23 protein-coding genes are annotated in these 17,235 nt (G+C 38.0%); 15 read left to right on the forward strand and 8 right to left on the reverse strand.

The genetic code is table 11. The annotated features are described in order from the left end of the window. Nucleotides 1–195: 3D domain-containing protein (locus ACIQ7L_RS18405; protein ID WP_400569394.1), on the forward strand; the 195-nt coding region annotated here is incomplete at its 5' end. A 56-nt stretch (nucleotides 196–251) separates the two neighbouring features. On the opposite strand, the gene ACIQ7L_RS18410 is transcribed toward ACIQ7L_RS18405, so the two are convergent. Next, the gene (locus tag ACIQ7L_RS18410; RefSeq protein WP_400570895.1) at nucleotides 252–494 is read right to left on the reverse strand and encodes a hypothetical protein; all 243 of its coding nucleotides are present in this window, start codon (nucleotides 492–494) and stop codon (nucleotides 252–254) included. 185 nt (nucleotides 495–679) lie between these two features. Here ACIQ7L_RS18410 and miaA point away from each other — a divergent pair, with 185 nt between their 5' ends. Together miaA and hfq are read left to right on the forward strand one after the other, a co-directional pair. After that, complete coding sequence (gene miaA / locus ACIQ7L_RS18415) at nucleotides 680–1,630, forward strand: tRNA (adenosine(37)-N6)-dimethylallyltransferase MiaA (protein WP_400570896.1); 951 nt, start codon at nucleotides 680–682, stop codon at nucleotides 1,628–1,630. 25 nt (nucleotides 1,631–1,655) lie between these two features. Then, nucleotides 1,656–1,880: an RNA chaperone Hfq gene (hfq, locus tag ACIQ7L_RS18420; RefSeq protein ID WP_000813896.1), complete on the forward strand. Its 225-nt coding sequence runs from the start codon at nucleotides 1,656–1,658 to the stop codon at nucleotides 1,878–1,880. An 84-nt stretch (nucleotides 1,881–1,964) separates the two neighbouring features. Here hfq and ACIQ7L_RS18425 read toward each other — a convergent pair whose 3' ends face one another. Continuing rightward, the gene (locus ACIQ7L_RS18425; protein ID WP_400571052.1) at nucleotides 1,965–4,370 is read right to left on the reverse strand and encodes a Gly-Xaa-Xaa repeat protein; all 2,406 of its coding nucleotides are present in this window, start codon (nucleotides 4,368–4,370) and stop codon (nucleotides 1,965–1,967) included. A 111-nt stretch (nucleotides 4,371–4,481) separates the two neighbouring features. Beyond that, entirely contained in the window at nucleotides 4,482–5,447 is a 966-nt protein-coding gene (locus ACIQ7L_RS18430) for a tyrosine-type recombinase/integrase (RefSeq protein WP_400570897.1), read from the reverse strand. Nucleotides 5,448–5,567: 120 nt separating this feature from the next. On the opposite strand from ACIQ7L_RS18430, the gene spoVK reads away from it, so the two are divergent. Beyond that, nucleotides 5,568–6,524: a stage V sporulation protein K gene (gene spoVK / locus ACIQ7L_RS18435; protein ID WP_400570898.1), complete on the forward strand. Its 957-nt coding sequence runs from the start codon at nucleotides 5,568–5,570 to the stop codon at nucleotides 6,522–6,524. 50 nt (nucleotides 6,525–6,574) lie between these two features. Here the strand turns inward: spoVK and ACIQ7L_RS18440 are convergent, their stop codons facing one another. The 3 genes from ACIQ7L_RS18440 to ACIQ7L_RS18450 all read right to left on the reverse strand — a co-directional run bounded on the left by ACIQ7L_RS18440 (nucleotide 6,575) and on the right by ACIQ7L_RS18450 (nucleotide 7,581). Continuing rightward, nucleotides 6,575–6,709 carry a hypothetical protein gene (locus tag ACIQ7L_RS18440; protein ID WP_255257320.1) on the reverse strand — a complete coding sequence of 45 codons (135 nt, stop codon included), beginning with the start codon at nucleotides 6,707–6,709 and terminating at the stop codon, nucleotides 6,575–6,577. Nucleotides 6,710–6,721: 12 nt separating this feature from the next. Next, the gene (locus tag ACIQ7L_RS18445) at nucleotides 6,722–6,859 is read right to left on the reverse strand and encodes a hypothetical protein (protein WP_400570899.1); all 138 of its coding nucleotides are present in this window, start codon (nucleotides 6,857–6,859) and stop codon (nucleotides 6,722–6,724) included. Between the two features lie 98 nt (nucleotides 6,860–6,957). After that, entirely contained in the window at nucleotides 6,958–7,581 is a 624-nt protein-coding gene (locus tag ACIQ7L_RS18450; protein ID WP_400570900.1) for a trimeric intracellular cation channel family protein, read from the reverse strand. A 92-nt stretch (nucleotides 7,582–7,673) separates the two neighbouring features. On the opposite strand from ACIQ7L_RS18450, the gene hflX reads away from it, so the two are divergent. From hflX to glnA, 4 genes are all read left to right on the forward strand, one after another. Next, entirely contained in the window at nucleotides 7,674–8,951 is a 1,278-nt protein-coding gene (gene hflX / locus ACIQ7L_RS18455) for a GTPase HflX (protein ID WP_400570902.1), read from the forward strand. Beyond that, the gene (locus ACIQ7L_RS18460; RefSeq protein WP_400570903.1) at nucleotides 8,944–10,215 is read left to right on the forward strand and encodes a methionine gamma-lyase family protein; all 1,272 of its coding nucleotides are present in this window, start codon (nucleotides 8,944–8,946) and stop codon (nucleotides 10,213–10,215) included. Before hflX ends, ACIQ7L_RS18460 begins: the two co-directional genes overlap by 8 nt. Nucleotides 10,216–10,390: 175 nt before the next feature. Continuing rightward, nucleotides 10,391–10,780, forward strand: a complete 390-nt coding sequence (gene glnR, locus ACIQ7L_RS18465) for a transcriptional repressor GlnR (protein ID WP_097894650.1) — start codon at nucleotides 10,391–10,393, stop codon at nucleotides 10,778–10,780. 48 nt (nucleotides 10,781–10,828) lie between these two features. After that, complete coding sequence (gene glnA, locus ACIQ7L_RS18470) at nucleotides 10,829–12,163, forward strand: type I glutamate--ammonia ligase (RefSeq protein WP_400570904.1); 1,335 nt, start codon at nucleotides 10,829–10,831, stop codon at nucleotides 12,161–12,163. A gap of 114 nt (nucleotides 12,164–12,277) precedes the next feature. Here glnA and ACIQ7L_RS18475 read toward each other — a convergent pair whose 3' ends face one another. Further along, on the reverse strand, nucleotides 12,278–13,435 hold the full coding sequence (locus ACIQ7L_RS18475) for a tyrosine-type recombinase/integrase (RefSeq protein WP_400570905.1): 1,158 nt from the start codon (nucleotides 13,433–13,435) through the stop codon (nucleotides 12,278–12,280). Between the two features lie 80 nt (nucleotides 13,436–13,515). Then, nucleotides 13,516–14,148, reverse strand: coding sequence for a LexA family protein (locus tag ACIQ7L_RS18480; protein ID WP_400570906.1), 633 nt, complete (start codon nucleotides 14,146–14,148; stop codon nucleotides 13,516–13,518). A gap of 156 nt (nucleotides 14,149–14,304) precedes the next feature. On the opposite strand from ACIQ7L_RS18480, the gene ACIQ7L_RS18485 reads away from it, so the two are divergent. From ACIQ7L_RS18485 to ACIQ7L_RS18515, 7 genes are all read left to right on the forward strand, one after another. Continuing rightward, on the forward strand, nucleotides 14,305–14,550 hold the full coding sequence (locus tag ACIQ7L_RS18485; protein ID WP_400570908.1) for a helix-turn-helix domain-containing protein: 246 nt from the start codon (nucleotides 14,305–14,307) through the stop codon (nucleotides 14,548–14,550). 93 nt (nucleotides 14,551–14,643) lie between these two features. Further along, nucleotides 14,644–14,913 (forward strand): hypothetical protein, encoded by a 270-nt coding sequence (locus tag ACIQ7L_RS18490; RefSeq protein ID WP_400570909.1) that lies wholly within the window; start codon nucleotides 14,644–14,646, stop codon nucleotides 14,911–14,913. 127 nt (nucleotides 14,914–15,040) lie between these two features. Continuing rightward, nucleotides 15,041–15,187, forward strand: a complete 147-nt coding sequence (locus tag ACIQ7L_RS18495; protein ID WP_400570911.1) for a hypothetical protein — start codon at nucleotides 15,041–15,043, stop codon at nucleotides 15,185–15,187. 13 nt (nucleotides 15,188–15,200) lie between these two features. Next, complete coding sequence (locus tag ACIQ7L_RS18500; protein ID WP_400571053.1) at nucleotides 15,201–15,374, forward strand: DUF6906 family protein; 174 nt, start codon at nucleotides 15,201–15,203, stop codon at nucleotides 15,372–15,374. A 16-nt stretch (nucleotides 15,375–15,390) separates the two neighbouring features. After that, nucleotides 15,391–16,221, forward strand: coding sequence for an ORF6C domain-containing protein (locus tag ACIQ7L_RS18505; RefSeq protein ID WP_400570912.1), 831 nt, complete (start codon nucleotides 15,391–15,393; stop codon nucleotides 16,219–16,221). 81 nt (nucleotides 16,222–16,302) lie between these two features. After that, a complete protein-coding gene (locus ACIQ7L_RS18510; RefSeq protein WP_400570913.1) occupies nucleotides 16,303–16,953 on the forward strand; it encodes a hypothetical protein in 651 nt (216 codons plus the stop codon). A 38-nt stretch (nucleotides 16,954–16,991) separates the two neighbouring features. After that, nucleotides 16,992–17,177: a hypothetical protein gene (locus tag ACIQ7L_RS18515; protein WP_400570914.1), complete on the forward strand. Its 186-nt coding sequence runs from the start codon at nucleotides 16,992–16,994 to the stop codon at nucleotides 17,175–17,177. The last annotated feature ends 58 nt before the right edge of the window (nucleotides 17,178–17,235 follow it).

Genomic DNA, 17,235 nt, shown 5'->3' on the forward strand with positions numbered 1-17,235 from the left:
AACATGAAGATGGTTGCTGTTGACCCGAAAGTGATTCCACTTGGATCAAAAATATGGGTAGAAGGTTACGGAGAAGCAATCGCTGGTGATACTGGCGGTGCAATTAAAGGTAACCGTATCGATGTTCTAGTTGGCTCAGATTCTGCTGCTGACAAGTGGGGACGTAAATCTGTTAAAGTGAAAATTTTAAAATAATCTATATGTAATGAAGAATGGCTGTTAGGAGATTCCTAACAGCCATTTTTGGATTGTTAAAAAGGATATACTGTTCGGCCAGTAATGATTTTATAAGCGCTGCAAAATTGGTTTTGTATATATTGTAGAGTAGATTCATCTAATGTTTTTTCGTCTACTATGGAATGAAAGGAACGAAGCAGGCAGTTTAAAGCGAAATATAACTCTTCTTGTGAACAATTTTTTTCCTTTATAGATGTAGCTAAAATGAGTTCTTTTGTTAAAGTTGAAAAATTAATAGGAGCTTGTGTAACTTCCATAATGTCCTCCCCGATCTTATTTTTTATCATATATATGTAAAAATGGACAAACTATGTCTACTTTCTATTTTTGCTAATATAATTTCATTTACCATATTGAAAGAACTTGCATTATGACCATTAAAATTGGTAAGATTGGATATAATAACTAGATGGAGTATATTACATAAAGAGAGTTGAAGTATATGGGAGAAATGCAACGTGAAAAAGTTGCTGTCATCATTGGACCGACTGCTGTAGGGAAGACAAAGTTAAGTATTGATCTTGCGAAAGCGTTAAATGGTGAAATTATTAGTGGAGATTCGATGCAAATCTATCGTACGATGGATATCGGAACCGCTAAGGTGACGACAGATGAAATGGAAGGAATTCCGCATTATATGATTGATATAAGGAATCCAGAAGAGTCATTTTCTGTGGCGGAATTTCAAGAGCTTGTTCGCGGTCATATTCGAGAAATTACAGAACGCGGGAAATTACCGATTATTGTTGGTGGCACTGGCCTTTATATACAATCTGTTCTATATGATTATCAGTTTACAGATGAAGCTGGAGACTCTGTATATCGAGAACAAATGGACAAACTAGCGATAGAACATGGTGTGGAATATATACATAAGAAATTACAAGAGGTAGATCCAGAAAGTGCGAATCGTATTCATGCAAATAATGTAAGGCGTGTCATTCGTGCATTGGAAATTTTCCATACGACAGGACAAAAAATGAGTGATCAACTTGAGCAACAAGAAAATGAATTATTATATGATGTTTCATTAATTGGCTTGACAATGGATCGCACAATGCTATATGATCGCATCAACTTACGTGTTGATCATATGATTGAACAAGGTTTATTGCAAGAGGTAGAGGCTTTATATGAAAATGGTGTTCGAGATTGCCAATCTATTCAAGCAATCGGCTACAAAGAGTTATATAATTATTTTGAAGGTCACGCTTCTCTAGAAGAAGCAGTATCGCAATTGAAAACAAATTCACGCCGCTATGCAAAACGTCAATTAACATGGTTCCGTAATAAGATGGATGTAGCATGGTTTGATGTTACGGATGGTGAAAAAACGGCAGAAATTTTGCGATACACAGAAGGAAAGTTACAACTAAAGTCGAATAATAAGTAAGTAGAGAAAAAGAGGAGGATTCGACATGAAGCAATCAATCAATATTCAAGATCAATTTTTAAATCAACTCCGTAAAGAAAATACGTTTGTAACGCTGTACTTATTAAATGGTTTCCAGCTTCGTGGGTTAATTAAAGGTTTCGATAACTTTACTGTTTTATTGGAAACAGAAGGTAAGCAACAGCTTATTTATAAACATGCTATTTCTACATTTGTACCTCAAAAAAATGTTTCGATTGAATTAGAATAGTAAAAATGTTACATAGAAAAAAAGAGCGAGTTACTCGCTCTTTTTATTTTGATTTAAAATAAGATGTTTTTAGGGAACGAGATGCTATGCGATTCTAAATATAGTAAGTCTTATATTTGTATCGCCGGTATTAGGGATTGTAATTTCGCTAAGTGTAGATTGAATGGATATGCTTGTGCCAGCTGTTAATGTTTCAATTGTTGTAAAGGAAAGAGAATCTCCTACTACATTGCAAGAGAAATTATCTGTTGCTGCTTCTCTATTTTGGGAAACACCGACTCCGAGTGGAGCACACCCTGGAGCGGTTGTGGAAATAGAAAAGCTAATTACATATATACCAGTAGTTAAAATGGTTAGTTCATCTGTTCCATTAAAGGAAATATTTATTAGATTAGATGGTGTACTAAAAACGAAGGTTTCAGATTGAGCAACGGTTTGCGGCTGTGAATTTTGTAGAACGGCTGTTGCGATAGGGAAGCTAGCACCAGTAGCGCCGGTAGCGCCAGTAGCACCGGTAGCGCCGGTAGCACCAGTAGCGCCGGTAGCACCAGTGGCACCGGTAGCACCAGTGGCACCGGTAGCACCAGTGGCACCAGTAGCACCGGTAGCACCAGTGGCACCAGTAGCACCGGTAGCACCAGTAGCACCGGTAGCACCAGTAGCGCCGGTAGCGCCGGTAGCACCAGTAGCACCACGAGGTCCGGTAGCACCGGTAGCACCGGTAGCGCCAGTAGCACCAGTAGCGCCGGTAGCGCCAGTAGCACCGGTAGCACCAGTAGCACCACGAGGTCCGGTAGCACCGGTAGCACCGGTAGCACCGGTAGCACCGGTAGCACCGGTAGCACCAGTAGCGCCGGTAGCACCAGTAGCACCGGTAGCGCCAGTAGCGCCGGTAGCGCCAGTAGCGCCGGTAGCACCGGTAGCGCCAGTAGCACCGGTAGCGCCAGTAGCACCGGTAGCGCCGGTAGCACCACGAGGTCCGGTAGCACCGGTAGCACCGGTAGCACCGGTAGCGCCAGTAGCGCCAGTAGCACCAGTAGCGCCGGTAGCACCACGAGGTCCAGTAGCACCGGTAGCGCCAGTAGCGCCGGTAGCACCACGAGGTCCGGTAGGTCCGGTAGCACCGGTAGCACCAGTAGCGCCGGTAGCACCAGTGGCACCAGTAGCACCACGAGGTCCGGTAGCACCGGTAGCACCAGTAGCGCCGGTGGCGCCAGTAGCACCGGTAGCGCCGGTAGCACCAGTAGCACCAGTAGCACCGGTAGCGCCGGTAGCACCAGTGGCACCGGTAGCGCCAGTAGCACCAGTAGCACCGGTAGCGCCAGTAGCGCCGGTAGCGCCAGTAGCACCGGTAGCGCCGGTAGCACCGGTAGCGCCGGTAGCACCGGTAGCGCCGGTAGCACCACGAGGTCCGGTAGCGCCAGTAGCGCCGGTAGCGCCGGTAGCGCCGGTAGCGCCGGTAGCGCCGGTAGCGCCGGTAGCGCCGGTAGCGCCGGTAGCACCAGTAGCACCAGTAGCACCGGTAGCGCCGGTAGCACCACGAGGTCCGGTAGCACCGGTAGCACCGGTAGCACCAGTAGCGCCGGTAGCACCAGTAGCACCGGTAGCGCCAGTAGCGCCAGTAGCGCCGGTAGCGCCAGTAGCGCCGGTAGCACCGGTAGCGCCAGTAGCGCCGGTAGCACCACGAGGTCCGGTAGCACCGGTAGCACCGGTAGCGCCGGTAGCACCACGAGGTCCGGTAGCACCGGTAGCACCGGTAGCGCCAGTAGCGCCAGTAGCACCAGTAGCGCCGGTAGCACCACGAGGTCCGGTAGCACCGGTAGCGCCGGTAGCACCACGAGGTCCGGTAGCACCGGTAGCGCCGGTAGCACCACGAGGTCCAGTAGCACCGGTAGCGCCAGTAGCGCCGGTAGCACCACGAGGTCCGGTAGCGCCAGTAGCGCCAGTGGCCCCAGTAGCACCACGAGGTCCAGTAGTGCCAGTGGCCCCAGTAGCGCCGGTAGCACCAGTAGGACCTTTTGTTTCACATGGTGCAAATTGAATGAAGATAAGTTGTAGTTCTTCTATCTGTTCAACAATATTTGTGAAAGTGTTAGTATTTAATCGGAAGAGTTTTGTAATATATAATAAAAAGTTGATTAAATTTTGGAATTCAATAAATACAGCACTTGCAACAAATGATGGGCTTTCTAATATGGTTATTAAATTATTAATAATGGAAAGTCCCATTGCTTTAAGTAAGGATGTAGTATCTAAGGAACGGATAAGCTTTTTGAATGTAATTAATGTATTTATAAAATCTTCGATATTACTTGGAGACGGATCTTGAAAGACTCTTGGGATAATTTCTGTTAAATTAGCTATAATTGTACGAAAAATTTTTATTTGAGATTTCGAAATAGGGATAGATGTAGTAGTTGGGATACGTCCAGAACCACTTTGGAAGTAGGGTTCTGGAATGTTGTTTTGACGATCTTCAAAGTGAGGCATTCTTTTTCTCCTTTCTAATTGAAGTGTGAACACGATTCATCATAGTAAATGCAAATTATAGATAAATGTGAATGGTGAGACTAGCCATTTTTATAAACAAAAAGAAAACGCCTATTTTGAGGCGTTTTCTTTTTGTTTTGCATAATGATAATATCTTTTTAATGAAATCTTTGATTTGAAACCGATGCGGTTAATGATTTCTTGTTCTGGAGTGTGTTGCTCAATCAGTCGCAAAATAAAGGTGTTTCGGAAATGTTGGCCAGAAATACCTTTACGTAAGTTCGCTCTTGCTACTTCCAGGCGAATCATTTTTTGGATTGCAATTTCTGTTAGTGCTTTTGGAGCATCGTTTTCGTACACCCAGCGATAGGTGCCGCGGTTAAAATCGAATGCAACAAAAAGCGGATCATCACTATGATATTTTGGACGAACGGGTTCAGGGATATTTTTGTAATAAGTATATAATTGTTTTTTATCTTCCTCGGTCAAAAAGATGGTTCTTTGAATTCCGGAAACTGATGGGATAGAAAGTGTATTTGTTTCAAAATGAACATGATGCATATTTAATGATACGAGCTCTTGTAAGGACAAACCGTAATCAATGAGTAGGTTCACAATAGAGATGTTACGATCCATTAATAATGGACGAACAGGGCGTTGTTTCTCTGATAATCCTTCTAATGAAGTAAGGATATGTTTTAAGCGTTTTTCTTCTTCTGGTGAAATAAAATCTTCATTTCGTAGTGCTCGATCGGGTTGGATGACAAGTTCCATATCCTTCAACGGATTTGGTAGGTTTAAAAATTGATACAATCTATTTAAAACGATAAATACACGGTGCATTGTTTTTTCGGAGTAATGTCGTTTCTTTTTTAAGTCGAAAAAATAATCTTCATAGTCTTTTGTACAAAGTGTTGCCCATATATTACTAGAGGGCAGTTTTTTATTTTTTTCTAACCAATGCCCGAAATCTTCAATGTCATAAACATATCTTTTAATGGTTGAAGGTTTTCTACCTTTATCTAATAAAAAAGTAGAAAAGGCTTGTACTGTATCGTGAAGCTCCGTTGTTTCCATAGTCCCACCACCCTAATTATTTCTTATATTATAGCAAACTTTTCTGAAAATAGTCATTTATAAAGGGAATGGAAATATTAATAATAATATTTTGATTAGTCGATAAAAAGAGGTGATTGTATGGAACAGTCAATGCGAAAGAAAAATAATAATCAAATTAATATTGTGCTAAATCACCGAAAAAAAATTTCAGTACCTGCTTCAGAAAATAAAGCGGTTATTTCAAATGAAACGGCTACGAAACATGAGATGTTGCAAAGGATTGAAGAAGAGATGGGGAAACTGGTTGGAATGGATGATATAAAAAAAATAATAAAAGAAATCTATGCTTGGATTTATGTGAATAAAAAACGACAAGAAATCGGTTTGAAATCGGAGAAGCAAGTGCTTCATATGTTGTTTAAAGGTAATCCGGGAACAGGAAAAACGACTGTTGCAAGGATGATTGGGAAATTATTATTTGAGATGAATATTTTATCGAAAGGGCATTTAGTGGAAGCGGAACGTGCAGATCTTGTGGGAGAATATATTGGGCATACAGCACAAAAGACGCGGGATCTGATAAAGAAAGCTATGGGAGGTATATTGTTTATTGATGAGGCGTATTCATTAGCGCGTGGCGGTGAAAAGGACTTTGGGAAAGAAGCGATTGATACACTTGTAAAGCACATGGAAGATAAGCAACATGGATTTGTTTTAATTTTAGCTGGATATTCAAGAGAGATGAATCATTTTCTTTCGTTAAATCCAGGCTTACAATCGCGTTTTCCGTTTATTATTGAGTTTGCGGATTATACGGTGAATCAGTTATTAGAAATTGGAAAAAGAATGTATGATGAACGAGAATATCAATTATCAAAAGAGGCGGAGTGGAAATTTCGTGATCATTTACATGCGGTAAAATATTCATCCCAAATTACATCATTTAGTAATGGGCGCTATGTACGAAATATTGTCGAGAAATCCATTCGTACACAGGCAATGCGTTTATTGCAAGAGGATACGTATGATAAGTATGATTTGATTGGGATATCTAGTAGTGATTTAACGCTTGAAGAAGATACGCACAGTTCATAAACTGTGCGTTTGTTTTATATAGAAGGAAATGCGATATAAGGTTTTGTATTCTATTTCGTGTTTTTTGTTTTTGCTCGTTGTTCTAATTTGGTTTTTGGACTTTGATCGGCTACGTCTGAAGCGAGTCCTTGTGGATTCACACTACTACTTTGTCCACGATTACGGTTGTTATTTCCTTTTGCCATCTAATATCACCTCTATTGTTCTTTTGCTTTTTGTTGATATGCTTTATGATATCGCTCCATTTTCTCGCTTTTTTCGTGTGCAGAATTAGGGTCATGGCCAAATTGATTGACAGAACTTTTTTGGGCCCCTTTGTTTACGTGTTTTGTCATTATGTTCACCTCGCTTTAAGATTTAGTATGGACACTCTAAACAGAAAAAAACGTTAGAAAAGAAAAACCTCTTTACGTCATGTAAAGAGGTGGGTTTACTATTTATGCAAGGAACGCTTTTTATTTTCTAAGCGTCTGTGCGGCAAATGCCATTTGTAATGAATGGAAATCATGCGGAAGCAAACAATAAAAATAAATAAGGTGTATAGAGCCCAGTCACTGACAATAATCTTGGCGCCGATTAAAAATCCTGCTAAAATCGTCCAAAATGCATATACTTCTGCACGAAGGACGAGAGGTTGACGGCGTGCTAATAAATCACGAATGATTCCGCCACCAATTCCTGTTAAAACAGCTGCGACAATTGTAGCGCTAATAGGTAAGTTAAGCTTTTGTGCGTAAAGTGCTCCTTGTACAGCGAATGCTGATAAGCCAATGGCATCCGTAATGTTTTCCCATCGTTTCCAGTGTATGATTAATTTATTTGGAAATAGAAAGATAATGGTCATTGATAAAAGTGCAATTTGAAATAACATGTCTTGTTGCCAAAAAGCGTTGATTGGATAACCGATTAATAAATTACGAAGGGCACCTCCTCCAAATGCAGTTGCCATTCCTAAAATATATACTCCGAAAATATCGTAATCTTCTTCCATTGCGACAATCGCTCCGCTTAGTGCGAAGGCGATTGTACCGATGATGCTAAAAATCTCCCATGCCATGAATTTTCTCCCCCGCTAACTAGATGAAATGTGCTTCCTCTGCTATTATATTAGAAGGTTTAATTTTCGAAAAGGATGAGTGAGCATATTTGATGGAAGAAAAAGAAAAAGTCATATTAGTTGGCTGCCAATTGCCGCAAGATGATGATGAGCGGTTTATGCATTCTATGACAGAGCTTGTGTCGCTCGCAAAGACGGCGCGTGCAGAAGTTTTGGTATCTACAACGCAAAAGCGTCCGAAATTTCATCCTGCTACTTATATAGGAAAAGGGAAATTAGAGGAACTTGCTGCAATGACTGAAGAATTAGAACCGGCTGTTATTATATTTAATAATGAGTTAACACCAAGTCAAATTCGTAATTTATCTTCTGCATTAGATGCAAGAGTAATTGATCGAACGCAACTGATATTGGATATTTTTGCTCAGCGTGCGAAATCAAGAGAAGGGAAGCTTCAAGTGGAGCTCGCTCAGTTGCAATATATGATGCCGCGCCTTATGGGACAGGGGTTAGCCTTATCGCGTCTCGGAGGTGGAATTGGTACGCGAGGTCCAGGTGAAACGAAGTTAGAAACAGATCGTCGTCATATTCGTTCGCGTATTGATGAAATTAAGAAACAACTCGCGGTTGTTGTGGAACACCGGAAAAGATATCGTGAGCGCCGAAAAAATAATCAAGTATTTCAAGTGGCGTTAATAGGTTATACAAATGCTGGGAAATCGACGCTGTTTAACAGGTTAACAGAAGCTGATACGTTTGAAGAAAATTTACTGTTTGCAACGCTAGATCCAACAACAAGAAAAATGCAATTGCCTTGTGGTTACACCGTGCTATTAACTGATACGGTAGGGTTTATTCAAGATTTACCTACGTCATTGGTTGCGGCGTTTCGCTCTACATTGGAAGAAGCCGGAGAAGCGGATGTGATTTTACACGTTGTTGATTCGGCAGATCCAAACTATGCAGGGCATGAACAGACGGTAAAACAATTACTACAAGATCTTGAAATTGATCGTATTCCAATTATTACAGTTTATAACAAAAAGGATAAATTACATCAAAATTTTATTCCGTTTCCAAAAAGTGATTTTCTTATGACAAGTGCTTTCGAGGAAGTAGATTTAGTAAGGCTAAAAGGATCAGTAGAAACGAAGATGATGGAAACGATGGAACCGTATAAGGCTATGATTCCTCCGAGTGAAGGTAGATTACTAACGCTTTTAAAAACAGAAACGGTATTAACCGGGATGGAATTTAAAGAAGATGAATTTTTGTATGAGTGTACAGGGCATATATTTGCTCATTCCCCGCTGAATGGACAATTAAAGAGATTTTTAGTGAAAAAAGGAGAAGAGAATAACAATGTTTGATCGTTTAGAAAATGGAGCAAGAATCGCTCCTATTGTAAAAGAAGTAGAAAGTCAAATTGTAGATATACATAAACGTGTAGATGAAGTGATTGAGAGTAATCAATTTCGCGTACTAGAAAGTTTTCGTAAACATAAAATTAGTGATTCGCACTTTATCCCAACAACAGGGTATGGTTACGATGACATCGGCCGTGACACGTTAGAAAAAGTGTATGCTGATGTATTTGGAGCGGAAGCAGGTCTTGTTCGTCCGCAAATTATTTCAGGTACACATGCGATTTCAACAGCTTTATTTGGCATATTACGTCCGAATGACGAATTATTATATATAACAGGGAAACCATATGATACGTTAGAAGAAATTGTTGGAGTACGTGGTAAGGGTGTTGGTTCTTTCAAAGAATATAATATTGGTTACAATGCAGTTCTGTTAACAGATGAAGGACGTGTTGATTTTAAAGCTGTACAAGCTGCCATCCATGATAAGACAAAAATGATTGGAATTCAGCGTTCAAAAGGTTATGCGAATCGTCCTTCATTTACTGTTGCGGAAATTAAAGAGATGATTTCGTTTGTAAAGGAAATCAAGCCAGATGTTGTTGTGTTTGTAGATAACTGTTATGGAGAGTTCGTGGAAGAGTTAGAGCCATGTCATGTTGGTGCAGATTTAATGGCAGGATCTCTTATTAAAAACCCAGGTGGTGGAATTGTAAAAACAGGTGGTTATATTGTTGGGAAAGAGCAATATGTAGAAGCTTGTGCGTATCGTTTAACGTCTCCGGGGATTGGAGCGGAAGCAGGTGCTTCTTTATATAGTTTGCAGGAAATGTATCAAGGTTTCTTCTTGGCGCCTCATGTAGCAGGACAAGCGTTAAAAGGAGCGATTTTTACAGCGGCATTTTTAGAAAAGCTAGGAATGAATACATCACCAACTTGGAATGCTGCAAGAACGGATTTGATCCAGTCTGTTCAATTTGATGATAAAGAGCGTATGATTGCATTTTGTCAAGCGATTCAATACGCATCTCCAATCAATTCACACTTTACACCGTACCCGAACTATATGCCAGGTTATGAAGATGATGTTATTATGGCTGCAGGTACGTTTATTCAAGGTGCAAGCATTGAATTATCAGCAGACGGTCCGATTCGTGCGCCTTATGTTGCTTATGTACAAGGTGGATTAACTTATTCTCACGTGAAGATTGCGATTTGCTCTGCAATTGATGCGTTGATTGAAAAAAATCTATTAACAATTTCGTAAGGAAAAAGCTGTCGATCTCGACAGCTTTTTTGCATAGAAGCAGGTATTTGTGACATTTCTAAAAAAGAATAAAAAATTTATTAAAAAACGATGTTAGAAAAGCTAACATCTATTGACACTAAACATAACATGGTATAGAATGAGAAGCAGTTAAGGCGAAGGAGGAACTGAAACAATGAAAGAAGATAGACGTTCTGCCCCGCTGTTTCCTATTGGTATTGTAATGGATTTAACACAATTATCTGCTCGTCAAATTCGCTACTATGAAGAGCACAATTTAATTTTCCCAACTCGTACAAAGGGAAATCGTAGATTGTTTTCATTTAACGATGTAGATAAGTTGTTAGAAATTAAAGATTTGTTAGATCAAGGCTTAAATATGGCTGGTATTAAACAAGTATTACAAATGAAAGAAAATCAAACAGAAGCAGTGAAAGTAAAAGAGGAAACGAAAGAAATTTCAAAGGCCGAGCTTCGTAAAATTCTTCGTGATGAACTGCAGCATACAGGCAGATTTAATCGAACATCATTACGACAAGGTGATATTTCAAGGTTTTTTCACTAAAGATTACTGATTCTGAAGGTGTTTAGAGGGACTAAGGAGGAATTTATAATGGCTAAGTACACTAGAGAAGATATTTTCCGTTTAGCGAAAGAAGAGAATGTAAAGTATATCCGTTTACAATTTACAGATCTTTTAGGAAGTATTAAAAACGTAGAGATTCCAGTTAGTCAGTTAACGAAAGCGCTAGATAACAAAATGATGTTTGATGGATCTTCTATTGAAGGATTTGTACGTATTGAAGAGTCTGATATGTACTTATATCCGGATTTAGAAACTTGGGTAATATTCCCTTGGACTGCTGAAAAAGGTAAAGTAGCTCGCTTGATTTGCGATATCTACAACGCTGATGGCACTCCGTTTGAAGGTGATCCACGTAACAACTTAAAACGTATGTTGAAAGAAATGGAAGCACTAGGATTTACTGAATTCAACCTTGGACCAGAACCAGAGTTCTTCCTATTCAAAGTTGATGAAAAAGGAAATCCAACATTAGAGCTAAATGATAACGGCGGATACTTTGACCTTGCGCCAATGGATCTAGGAGAAAACTGTCGTCGTGATATCGTTCTTGAACTTGAAGAAATGGGCTTTGAAGTTGAAGCGTCTCACCATGAGGTTGCACCAGGTCAACACGAAATTGACTTTAAATATGCAAATGCAATTCGTTCATGTGATGACATTCAAACATTCAAGCTTGTTGTAAAAACAATCGCTCGTAAACACGGTTTACACGCAACATTTATGCCAAAACCATTATTTGGAGTGAACGGTTCAGGTATGCACTGTAACTTATCACTATTCAAAAATGGAGAAAACGTATTCTATGATCAAAACGGTGATTTACAGTTAAGTGATGATGCGCGTCATTTCATCGCAGGTATTTTAAAACACGCACCAGCATTTACAGCGGTAGCAAACCCAACTGTAAATTCTTACAAACGTTTAGTACCTGGTTACGAGGCACCATGTTACGTAGCATGGTCTGCACAAAACCGTAGCCCATTAGTACGTATTCCAGCATCTCGCGGTGTAAGTACACGTGTAGAAGTACGTAGTGTTGACCCAGCTGCAAACCCATATTTAGTAATGGCAACATTATTAGCAGCAGGTCTTGATGGAATTAAAAATAAATTAACTCCACCAGCTGCAGTAGATCGTAACATCTATGTAATGACAAAAGAAGAGCGCGAAGAAGCAGGTATCGTTGACTTACCAGCAACATTAGCGCAAGCATTAGTTACATTACAATCTAACGAAATCATCTGCGGTGCATTAGGTGAGCATTTACTTGAGCACTTCATCGAAGCAAAAGAAATTGAGTGGGATATGTTCAGAACGCAAGTTCACCAATGGGAACGCGATCAATATATGTCTCTTTACTAAGAGTTCGAGGCCTTGATACTACGGTATCGGGGTCTTTTTTCTTTCGGGCAATTTTATTGGACGGTTGTATGTTTTATCAACTGCCCGATAATTGCCCGGGTTTATTTGAAAAAATTATTCAAGGACATTTCTCATATGCTCCTCGAATTTGTTCATTGCTTCTTTATCTAATTTTTTGCTGATGTGTGAATAAACATCAGATGTAATTTGCATACTACCATGTCCAAGTCGTTCTTGTAAATATTTCATGCTAACACCAGCTTCAAGTTGAAGTACTGCATGTGTGTGGCGCAAAGAATGTATTGGTAAAGAAGGTAGATTAGTTTTCTTTAAAATTCTAGAGAATGAATTAAAAAGGCTTGATTTTGGCATATAGTTACCATCACTTCTACATAAAACTAAATTATATTTAAAGTAATAATTATCGTTTAAAGCAAGTTTGTTTTGATTTTGGTATTTTTGATGAAAGTGTAGATCATTTGCAAGACCTTGACTAATTGTAATAATTCGCTTTGAATTATAATTTTTTGTGTCTCCAAACATCATATCTGGATTCTTAGATGCTTCTTTGAAATCTAATGATTTGTTAATGTTGATGGTTTTTTCTTTTAAGTCAATATCGGTCCATTGTAGAGCAGCGGCTTCACCTTTTCTTATGCCAGTCTCAATTAAGGTTTTGTAAAATATCCAGTAAATATAATCATATTTATACGCTTCTCGTAAAAAATCAGCAATGTGTTCTGATTCTATAAACTGTATTTCTGGATTTTTCTTTTTGATTTTTATTTCTACTCCAATGCAAGGATTCTTTGTTATCTTTTCTAAGATTATTGCTTTCTCTATAGCGTTATACATGGTTCCATGAACAATCTCAATAGTCCGTCTACTGTAGCCTTTTTCAGTTAAATTATTAATAAATTTTTGATATAGAACAGGTTTAACATCTTTTAAAAGAATGTTTTTAAAATAAGGGATGATGTGGTTTTTAACACTATTTTGGTGTAGTGAAAAAGTGTTCTTTGCTACAGTCCCTTTTTTGTATTCGTTTAACCACATTTCAAGGTATGACTTCAAAGATTCATCAGTCGGATGATAGCCGTCACGTAGCTGTTTCTCCATTTTTTCAGCTGCTAATTTGGCTTCTGTCTTATTTGTAAACCCCTTCTTTGATTTTTCCCTAGTTTTTCGCGTGATTGGATCCTGATAATAGATGCGGTATTCCCAAAAGTCTTTATTGGATCCTTTCTTTTTGTACTTATGGAAGGTAGCCATATTAAAAACCCCTTTCTTATTTGTTTAAAAAGAGTAGACCGTCGTCTACTCTTCGATGTTAAATTGCTAGCGCTAGAAATTTAAAGATCTCTTGTAAATCGTATTGCTTTACCAATGATTCGCGCTGGTACACTTGGTGTGATGACTAGCGGTTCGTATGAAGGGTTATCAGGCATTAGTATTACAACATCACCTTGTTTTTTTACCCTTTTTAAAGTTGCTTCAGTATCACCGTTAACTTGAACGGCTGCTATTTCTCCATTTTCTACGTCATCCTGTTTTCGAATTAATACAAAAGATCCATTAGGTATAGTTGGTTCCATTGAATTACCTTTAGCTTCTAAATAATATATTTCACCTCTTGGTAAAATATCAGGCATTTCATAACGATATCCTTCAAAATTTTCTTCAGCACATATAGGCAATCCACATGCTATTTTTCCTAATATCGGTACTCTTATCGGATGAATAGGAGCTTCGTATATATTAGAAGGCTTATCCTCAGTTAAGTCAGATCGATTAATATTGAAATAATCAGCTAGCATCTGTATTTTATCTGGTCTAGGATATGTTTTTGCATTAAACCAATTAGAAACCGTTGTTTCCGGTAACTCTAATTCTTTTGCTATATCTGTTTGAAAAACGCCTTTTTTATTGGCGTGGCTCTTTAAATTACTAGCCATAATGTCTTTCATTTTTTGTTGACTACTCATTGATATCACCTCGCTTTCATATATATTTTACCGTTTTTCGGTAGTGATGTAAAGAAGTAAATACCTTTAAAAAGTATTTTTCATACTTTAACGTATTGACTATACCGTTTAAAGGTAGTATATTGAGTGTAGAAATTAACGAAAGGAGCTAATATGATGTTTCAGATAACATTAAAGGCTGCTAGGGTAAACGCTGGATTTAAACAAGATGTAGCGGCGAATAAACTGGATATTTCAGAGAAAACACTTCGTAATTATGAACAAGGTGTAACTGCTATTCCAGGTCATGTTTTACAAAAAGCTTCTATTTTATACAAAATTCCATCTGATTACATTCGATTACCAATTATAAATGATGGAAAGTACGATGAAGATTTTTTTTTAACTACAACTACCGTTTAAAGGTAGTTAGTGTGTGAAAAATACGAGGAGAAATCCTTACCTTTTTTAGAGTGTGAATTGTCGAATTTTGATGCTGAAAAGGAAGGTGACAATATGCTTAATATTCAGCTAGATGACAAAATCATTGAACAGCGATTTTCAGAGGAATTACGAAAACGTCTCGATCAAATTGAACAAAGGAAAACTTTATGGGATATGAAAGAACTCTGCAAGCAAACGAGTATGAGTGAAAACACCATAAAAGAAAAATTCTTTTATGATGAACGATTTTCGAAATACAAAATAGGCGGAAAGTGGTATTTTCCAGCTCTAGAAGCAGAAGCCTTTTTGCTCATGTGGGTAAAAGAACAATCTATGCATTAAAAAAAGAGGTGATGACCTCAAATTTTTTTCGAATTTAATTGTCGAATTTTGAAACTTTATATAGAACGAATTGTTCTTTTATAAGAAACTTTGTGAGGAAAAATTCTTTGAAAGAAGGTGAATTTGCATGAACGCTGTTTTATCAGCAAGCAAATTAATGACAGCATCTGAAGTACGTAAGCAATGTGCTGAAATGCGTAATAATCTTACAGTTATGTTTGTGATTGAGTTAGAAGCAAAACAAAAATTACGTGAAATGAATGGTAAATTGTGAGGGAGTGATTATTATGAAGAATGGTAAAAATCCAACCAAACGCGAGAAGATTCAAATCAAGTTAAATAACTTAAATAACTTAAATAACTTAAACCCTGACAATTGGTTAATTTATAAAAAAGTAGAAGGCGAGTTACATCTAGTACATCGTTACACTAACGTACAACGTGTAATTCCGAATTCATAGTTTGGGAGGAAGGAAAATGGATCAATTAACTGTAGCAAACGAACTACATATTTTAGGAAAACAAAATATCGCGGGTTATGAATTCACTGGAATTGAAGGTGGTTTCGGTGAAGATAAAAAGGCAATGTTAGTTAAAGAAATTGCGGATATTCATAACAGAGAAACTTGGAAAATTAATGAACGAATTAATGATAATCGAAAAAGATTTCAAGATGGTATCGACATTATTGATTTAAAAACACATCCGTTTAACGGATACGTTTTAGAAAGCTTAAAAAGACAAGGTATTCTCACACAGTCTCAAATTGGAAACGCAAAAAATATTTACATTCTTTCCGAACGAGGATATGCAAAGCTCTTGAAAATCCTTGAAGATGATACAGCCTGGGAATTATATGATCAATTTGTTGATGGATATTTCAATATGAGAAAACAACAACAAATACCTACGGATCCAATGAGTGTTTTGAAGCTTACATTCGAAGCGTTAGAAGGACAGAATCAAGAAATTCAAGGTCTCAAAACAGATGTAAAAGATTTACGAGACAATGCGCCATTATTCGCAGTTGAATGCGATGAAATCTCTAATGCTGTGAAACGTTACGGTGTTATGTTGCTTGGTGGTAAGAATTCTAATGCTTATCGAGACCGTGGATTGAGAACTAAATTGTACAAAGATATTTACAGTCAGTTATATCGGCATTTTGATGTAAAAACCCACAAAGCTATCAAGCGTCGTCATTTAGAGTTAGCAAAAAGTAAAATCGAAGAATATGAGTTACCAATTTTTTTAAGTGAAGAAATCAATATGATAAACTCGCAAATTAACATTACGGAAATACGGTAGTAAAAGAAATAGTAATCATATATCAAATTAATCACTCCTAAATTTTCAGGAGTCAAATTATCAAAGAAGAGGTGGAACAAAATGGACAAGTTAAAAGTGATTGCAGGAATAGAAGAAAAAAATCCGGATTATTTTGATATATATTTACGGATGTTTACTAGTGCTGTACGTGAATTACAAGAGCAGAAAATCGCTAAAGAAGTATGTAGTAAAGAGTCGTATAAAAAAGCAATCTTTGCTGGCGTGAGATTTGTTAGATATTCAAAGAATGATACATTGAATTATGACTATTTGATAAATAAGTTTCAATTAATTGGATACTTACAGCATTTAATGGGTGCTTTAACTCCAAGGGAATTTATAAATATCTTCCCAATAACAAAAGAATATGACGGAGATAAATGGGGAGAGAAAGATTACTTCTTCACTATGAAACGAGCTAAAGAAATTGGTATGGATACACCTATAGGGGAGAAGGTTTTAGAATTTCTCTACGATTATACAAATTTAGATATGACATTCTTTACAGTTAGTTCGATGACTATTATGAGCAGAATTAGACAAGTCGAAGGTAAAAAGTCCCTGGCTGAAGAGTTTTGTGAAAAATTAGGAGTTGACACTTATACGATGCACACAGATCAACAAGGAAAACAACAGTTAACAAATAATCGTACTGGTGAAACTCAAGAGGTTAAGAAAGCTAGACCGAGATATTTGAAGCCAGTTGAATAATAAACGCAATTTTGCGCTCAACGAAGGGGGGAATAACAATGAGAATCGATTATCAGAATGCTACAGTTGTAGACTACCTTAAATTACTTGATACACGTAAGCAAGGTGGACAAGCTCGTTTATTTGCGGATATACGCCTTACTTGTTTATCAGCTGCACTTGGTTTTGGAACACAAAAAAGTAACTTGCGCCAACAAGTTACCGTACAAAAATGCTATTTATAAAATATCTAACGAAAGTATATCATACATGTCCATTTTATGAAAAGAGGGGCTGAAATAT

The organism is Bacillus sp. NPDC094106 (assembly GCF_044764345.1).
Classification (GTDB): domain Bacteria; phylum Bacillota; class Bacilli; order Bacillales; family Bacillaceae_G; genus Bacillus_A.

Coding starts and splice junctions, on each gene's coding strand:
- ACIQ7L_RS18410 (WP_400570895.1), bottom strand. CDS start 494: ATGGAAGTTACACAAGCTCCTATTAATTTTTCAACTTTAACAAAAGAA.
- miaA (WP_400570896.1), top strand. CDS start 680: ATGGGAGAAATGCAACGTGAAAAAGTTGCTGTCATCATTGGACCGACT.
- hfq (WP_000813896.1), top strand. CDS start 1,656: ATGAAGCAATCAATCAATATTCAAGATCAATTTTTAAATCAACTCCGT.
- ACIQ7L_RS18425 (WP_400571052.1), bottom strand. CDS start 4,370: ATGCCTCACTTTGAAGATCGTCAAAACAACATTCCAGAACCCTACTTC.
- ACIQ7L_RS18430 (WP_400570897.1), bottom strand. CDS start 5,447: ATGGAAACAACGGAGCTTCACGATACAGTACAAGCCTTTTCTACTTTT.
- spoVK (WP_400570898.1), top strand. CDS start 5,568: ATGGAACAGTCAATGCGAAAGAAAAATAATAATCAAATTAATATTGTG.
- ACIQ7L_RS18440 (WP_255257320.1), bottom strand. CDS start 6,709: ATGGCAAAAGGAAATAACAACCGTAATCGTGGACAAAGTAGTAGTGTG.
- ACIQ7L_RS18445 (WP_400570899.1), bottom strand. CDS start 6,859: ATGACAAAACACGTAAACAAAGGGGCCCAAAAAAGTTCTGTCAATCAA.
- ACIQ7L_RS18450 (WP_400570900.1), bottom strand. CDS start 7,581: ATGGCATGGGAGATTTTTAGCATCATCGGTACAATCGCCTTCGCACTA.
- hflX (WP_400570902.1), top strand. CDS start 7,674: ATGGAAGAAAAAGAAAAAGTCATATTAGTTGGCTGCCAATTGCCGCAA.
- ACIQ7L_RS18460 (WP_400570903.1), top strand. CDS start 8,944: ATGTTTGATCGTTTAGAAAATGGAGCAAGAATCGCTCCTATTGTAAAA.
- glnR (WP_097894650.1), top strand. CDS start 10,391: ATGAAAGAAGATAGACGTTCTGCCCCGCTGTTTCCTATTGGTATTGTA.
- glnA (WP_400570904.1), top strand. CDS start 10,829: ATGGCTAAGTACACTAGAGAAGATATTTTCCGTTTAGCGAAAGAAGAG.
- ACIQ7L_RS18475 (WP_400570905.1), bottom strand. CDS start 13,435: ATGGCTACCTTCCATAAGTACAAAAAGAAAGGATCCAATAAAGACTTT.
- ACIQ7L_RS18480 (WP_400570906.1), bottom strand. CDS start 14,148: ATGAGTAGTCAACAAAAAATGAAAGACATTATGGCTAGTAATTTAAAG.
- ACIQ7L_RS18485 (WP_400570908.1), top strand. CDS start 14,305: ATGTTTCAGATAACATTAAAGGCTGCTAGGGTAAACGCTGGATTTAAA.
- ACIQ7L_RS18490 (WP_400570909.1), top strand. CDS start 14,644: ATGCTTAATATTCAGCTAGATGACAAAATCATTGAACAGCGATTTTCA.
- ACIQ7L_RS18495 (WP_400570911.1), top strand. CDS start 15,041: ATGAACGCTGTTTTATCAGCAAGCAAATTAATGACAGCATCTGAAGTA.
- ACIQ7L_RS18500 (WP_400571053.1), top strand. CDS start 15,201: ATGAAGAATGGTAAAAATCCAACCAAACGCGAGAAGATTCAAATCAAG.
- ACIQ7L_RS18505 (WP_400570912.1), top strand. CDS start 15,391: ATGGATCAATTAACTGTAGCAAACGAACTACATATTTTAGGAAAACAA.
- ACIQ7L_RS18510 (WP_400570913.1), top strand. CDS start 16,303: ATGGACAAGTTAAAAGTGATTGCAGGAATAGAAGAAAAAAATCCGGAT.
- ACIQ7L_RS18515 (WP_400570914.1), top strand. CDS start 16,992: ATGAGAATCGATTATCAGAATGCTACAGTTGTAGACTACCTTAAATTA.